We start from the raw sequence: 5606 nt of genomic DNA, 5'->3' as shown, positions 1-5606 counted from the left end.
TAAATTAATCTATCAACTATACGAGATACGTCTTGTAGCCAATATACTTTGAATCCGTTTACTTGCTATAGCTTCCCATTCTTCACGTGTAGCCATTTTTCCCCACCCTAGAACACACTGCTAAGCTTAGAGCCAACCGGGGTTGGGGTAGCTAGACATGCGTATAAATATTTAGTAGTACTACCGGGTACATAAATCAATCTATCAAATCATTTTCCTCAATGCTTTTAGCCTGCTTGTTAAATTCTTCAAATTCTTCTGGAGATAGTTCACGTAGTTTATTTTCATATTTCGAACCTTTCCAAAGTGAACGGAGCAAATGCGTATAGACATTTTCATCCTTTTCCTTGAATCGGTCCAAGTCGCCAGCTTCATACTTTTTAGCATAGTCTTTCATCATGCCTGAAAAAACAAGCAATTGCCGACCTTTCAGAGCTGTATAAAATGTATCAAACACAGTTTCGCTATGATACAAATCGCTTCCTTTTGCCGCATACTTCGCAATCTCTAGCACCGCATTTGAATTACCCGTAGCCCTAATCTTCTTAGCATCAATTTGAGTAATAGACTTATCTCCCATACATTGTTGCCACATTTTCAGCCATTCCTCTTTGCTGATAAATTCATTCGCCTTATTGAAATAGCTTTTGTTCACTACCACAATCGCATGAACATGAGGATTATAAGTATTGAAAGTTGGATTCGGATCTCCAACCTTCAGCCCGCGCATTTCGAAATAATCTTTCTTGCGCTTAAATGCTTTTGCAGTGATAAATTGTTCCTGGTCTGTTGTCACTTCAATTTTCCGAACATAACCTTTAACCACACGTTTCACATTCCGGCGTTCAAACAACCGTTTCACAGCTTTATTGAACCTGTCCAATTCTTCTCGTAAATCTTCTCCTGAGCAATTAGGAGAAGTTAACGTAAGAAACAGGAATTCCTTACCTTCGATTTCCTTCACAGCATCCAACATGACTGAAAGCTTAATTGCATCTTTCTTTGCAGTCTTCCACGTGCAAATAGGACAGAAGCGATTTTCGCAGGAATTTGTTTTGTGCAACCTCTTCACGCTCAGTTCTCCATTCGTCAAAAAGGATAAGTAGTCGCTGCACGTTTCAAACCGCACGACCGATTTCACAGTGACATGTTTCTCGATGTATGCTGTCGCTTTGCGATTCAAATCTTTTTTGGGTGTATATTTGCCAAGTAGATCGGCACCGAGCTTTGTATTTTCAAGTTGGGGTTCCCCCCACTGATTAGGTTGATTTTCAATCATAAATGTTGTAAAGTCACAAATAAGCAGTATGAATTAAATAAGTTCACGAGACTTGTCCTCCCCTCTAAGTTTTTGGTTGTTGTGTGGTAACTTCACCTTAACTTTTAGTTGGAAAAAGGGCAAGTCTTTTTTTGTGAAATCGTATCCTCAAAAAACATCATTAATAATTCCACTACACCTTGAGAGAGTAAGAGCGAAGACCCACTATACGCCCTCATTCCGTGCCGAAATAATGACGTATAGTATCAAGATAGAAAAAAACCAAAACAAAAAAGCCCATTAAGGGCTCTTTATTTTTTAGTTTTATCGAAGTATTCGATGGGCTTCACTGATAAATCTGCCATTTTTATATGTGGGGGAGGTCTATTAGCTATCTCTTTTGCAAGGTTTTCAAACAGTTGAGGGTTTTCTTTTAAGAATTTATTTGCATGATAACCTGGTGGAGCTTTGATTTCTTCCGAGTCGATCATTTCAAATACTTTTTTCAATTCAGGATTTTTTTCTTCGGATTTATTAAAAAGAAAATTTTTGGGAACATCTATTTCTTTTTTCTCTATAAGTTTTATCGTTCTTTTATATTTTCTTTTCTTTTTTATTCCTTTAACTTTTTTGGCAGTTCTTTCTTTTGTTGCTGTTGTAAGCAGTATCGAGCCTTTTAGAAACCACTTTGAAAACTTTACTAAGTTAACAAAGATTATATCTTTAATCAAAATAGTAGCCAGCACACCAACTACTGCACCAATTAGAATAAAAGTTAGTTTATTGGCGTTCTCTCCGGTCTTCCAGAATTCTATTGCCCAATCTGGCACCAAAAAAATCTCCCCCTTCATTTCTCTTGTACTTACTTAATCACTTCGTAATCCTCATCATTTTCATACCACTCAACATGATAAGAGTTGGCTGGATCTAACAAGTAGTTTCCGTTTTCATCAATTTCAAGCTCATACAAATTCAACTTTTGGTTTTTTTCATGTATTAGATGCATCATTTCCTCCACGCTTTGTCGAGGTTTCTCCATTTTGTCACCTTCCCTCACCTTTCAAAATCAACTTCTTTGTTCTTAGTGTTCTTGCTAATCTTTTCTTTCTCCACCACTACCTCTTCCTGTTCTTTTTTCATCTCCCTCCCCTTAACAATGTTCATGTATTTTTCAGCCCCTCGGACTTCATCTTCCGGAATCATCTTTTTAAAAACTTCCGGCATAAAGGATTTCTCTTTTCCAAATCTATTGGTCAACTCATGAAGACGGGACGCTCCAACGAATTCATTAAACTTCTCTTTTCCGATACTAAGTTGTTTTTCTGCACTGTTTTTCATGATTGCCAATACTTTTTGTAAGTGCTGCAAAGTGAGATTAAGTTTCGACACTTCGCTCTTCAACTCTTTATTTTCTGCTCTAAGATTTTCATTTTCTTTTTTCAATTCACTGTTCTCGTTTTGTAAAACTTCTTTTTCAGCTTTCAACTCAGCATTTCGCATACCAACTATCCCTGCATCCACATGAAGACCCGTAATCTTCGTTCTAAGCCCTTCAGAAGCCAAAGCAAGGGTTTTGATCGTCTCGAAGTCTTCAACGCTCATTTTGACACTCCCACGGTCAAATAAACGCCCTTTCTCGATTTGGATGCTCTCAACCCGTTTAGAATCTCTTGTAGCCTTTAAAACACGTTGTGAGTCCTCCTGAAGCTTATTATTTACCTCAGCCAGTTCTTTTCTTGCCACTAACGTTTGTTGCTCTAATTCTCGTATTTCGTCTTTTCTCGATTTCAGGTCATTAACGTCTTTAAAATCATTAGTACCAATCAAAGATCGTTCCAATCCACGCTCTTTCAGCATTTTTTCTAACAGCTGCACTTCTTGATTTCTCCAATCTTCAAATGGCCGTTCTTTATTCAACGTTTGATCCTGCTGGAGAATGGCACGATCGAAAGAAACCTGTTTTTCCATTCCTCTTTTATAGCCAGTCGCAACAGGAACAAAATTCAAGTGCATGTGAGGACTCGCTTCATCGTTATGAATGACTGCATTATAGACTTTTAAATTCGGATTTCGCTCTTCAAATTTTTGAAACCATTCTTCCAATAATTCATTAGCTAGCTTTTGGTTTTCGGGATTATCCTTAAAATCATCTTTATCTCCGACCTGTAAGATCATTTCTTGCTGCAAGCTGGTCTTTTTGCCTTTTTGGACCTGTTCATAGTAATTCGTAATTTTTCGGTCTGCTCGTTTCTGCTTGTCGTTATAATCTTTTTGAGCTTGACCGAATTCCGTTTTGTACAATTCTTTCAAGCTCTTCGAAACAAGGTAATTATTTTCAGATGAACGAGAAAAATCAATGTGCGTATTTTGCTCTTTTTCCTTGTCACTCATTTTCCGGTTATTGTGTTTGATGTTAGTTTTGCGAGTATCTTTTTTCAAAGAAATGCTCATACCCATACGAATCACCCCATTGGAAGAAGCATACCTAAAAGTTTGTTACTTTGTCAAAGTAACCTTTTCTGCATAGTGACACGTTGTGTGCACTATGAAAAGGCTCTCCGAGGGTAAAATCTGTTGGGCGAGTCGCCCAATTGACTGCCGCTGCCAGTCAAAAAGACCTTGGGCGTTGCCCAAACCCACGAGGGGAACTCTTCCCCTCGACCCCAATCAAAAGCTCCCCCTAGCCCCCTCAATTTTGAGGGGGAACTCCCTCGCCGGGTGGCAGGTTCTCACGGTGGACGTGAGAACCAACCAGAGGGTGCAGATCAATCGCACGTATCCACTCCTTAAATTCCTTCCACTTCGTTCCAGTCAGACATTTACCGTGGACACTCCCCAACGTCTTACCTTCCCGTCAAATAAAAAAAGAGGATAGCGATAGCTACCTCTTTCTCATTCAATCATTTTACTTATATCTCAAAATCAGTGGTTTTGGCTTCCAGCTCGAATTCTACATCCTCGAATTCAGCTTCCTCTTTGAACTCTTTGTACAATCTATAACGTTTTCCTTGATTTAAACCCGGTTCCGCCATTTGATAATCAATGGCATATTTTTTCAGAAGATCTTTATGTTTCATAAACTTTTCAAAATAAATTTCTGCTTGTTGATCTAAAATGTCATCAAAAAACATAACTAAATGACTTGGCACTGGATCTTTTGGTTTCAATAGCTTTATGTCTGCAAAGCCTAATTTATCTTTATGAATCACTTTGTCCTTAAAAGTGTATTTGCTGTCAGGTTGAACTTGTTGGGCCATATACTGAAAATTTGTCTCAAAGCCTAGAATTCCAAAATTAGCAAAAAATCCACCCCGTGAAATATAAGATATTTTTCTAGCTATAATCACAGGCAAACATTCCAATGTGCATGCCCGAGCAATAGCCCGCCAAACTTCTACAGACGCAGGATAAATCCATTCTCTTATGTTTTTAGCTTCTATGCCGATGGGAGTATGAGATGACTTATGGATGGCAAACAAATCAAATCCTGCACCACTCTCAGCTTTATAAACATCATTCCCTTGATAAGTAAGCATCTCAGACCCTGACGATTTCATAAGTTTACCATCAGGTCCATATATCGGTGCACTTCCCAAAACATGATATTTATCTGTTTCTAATACTGCATCAAATATAATTTTTTCTAGTACAAAACCACAGTATTCACTTCTTTGTGATGCCCAAAGAAATAAATTTCTCCACTCTACGAAACTTCGTGAACGTGAAGCATCGGCAGCACCACTAAAATCCAGAGGCACAAAATATTTCGGGTTATTGTCGCCCGAGGGTAAGTTAGTGGGTTTATAATTAGCTATTTCTTTAGCTTTATTCATATGCCTCAAAGCATTACTAATAATATGTGGTTCCGCACGCAAATGATTTGGTCCAGCTTCAGAAATTTTAATTTCTAAGTGTGAACTATACGAGATACGTCTTGTAGCCAATATACTTTGAATCCGTTTACTTGCTATAGCTTCCCATTCTTCACGTGTAGCCATTTTTCCCCACCCTAGAACACACTGCTAAGCTTAGAGCCAACCGGGGTTGGGGTAGCTAGACATGCGTATAAATATTTAGTAGTACTACCGGGTACATAAATCAATCTATCAAATCATTTTCCTCAATGCTTTTAGCCTGCTTGTTAAATTCTTCAAATTCTTCTGGAGATAGTTCACGTAGTTTATTTTCATATTTCGAACCTTTCCAAAGTGAACGGAGCAAATGCGTATAGACATTTTCATCCTTTTCCTTGAATCGGTCCAAGTCGCCAGCTTCATACTTTTTAGCATAGTCTTTCATCATGCCTGAAAAAACAAGCAATTGCCGACCTTTCAGAGCTGTATAAAAT

At 38.2% G+C, this 5606-nt stretch carries 5 protein-coding genes and 1 pseudogene; all 6 read right to left on the bottom strand.

Going from position 1 to position 5606, the window contains the following annotated elements:
- Nucleotides 1–196 precede the first annotated feature (196 nt).
- On the bottom strand, nt 197–1279 hold the full coding sequence (locus tag KTG14_RS17625) for a protein rep (RefSeq protein WP_216972096.1): 1083 nt from the start codon (nt 1277–1279) through the stop codon (nt 197–199).
- A gap of 290 nt (nt 1280–1569) precedes the next feature.
- Nucleotides 1570–2088 (bottom strand): globin family protein, encoded by a 519-nt coding sequence (locus KTG14_RS17620; RefSeq protein ID WP_216972095.1) that lies wholly within the window; start codon nt 2086–2088, stop codon nt 1570–1572.
- A gap of 32 nt (nt 2089–2120) precedes the next feature.
- Nucleotides 2121–2297, bottom strand: coding sequence for a hypothetical protein (locus KTG14_RS17615; RefSeq protein ID WP_216972094.1), 177 nt, complete (start codon nt 2295–2297; stop codon nt 2121–2123).
- 14 nt (nt 2298–2311) lie between these two features.
- Nucleotides 2312–3715 (bottom strand): plasmid recombination protein, encoded by a 1404-nt coding sequence (locus tag KTG14_RS17610; protein ID WP_216972093.1) that lies wholly within the window; start codon nt 3713–3715, stop codon nt 2312–2314.
- A 452-nt stretch (nt 3716–4167) separates the two neighbouring features.
- Complete coding sequence (locus KTG14_RS17605) at nt 4168–5256, bottom strand: hypothetical protein (protein WP_216972092.1); 1089 nt, start codon at nt 5254–5256, stop codon at nt 4168–4170.
- 100 nt (nt 5257–5356) lie between these two features.
- Nucleotides 5357–5606, bottom strand: a pseudogene (locus tag KTG14_RS17600) (protein rep); the annotation flags it as partial.

It is taken from the genome of Planococcus sp. CP5-4_YE (genome assembly GCF_019042655.1).
Classification (GTDB): domain Bacteria; phylum Bacillota; class Bacilli; order Bacillales_A; family Planococcaceae; genus Planococcus.
The sequence above is the reverse complement of the archived record's forward strand: the minus strand, read 5'-3'. Positions and strand labels throughout refer to the sequence as shown.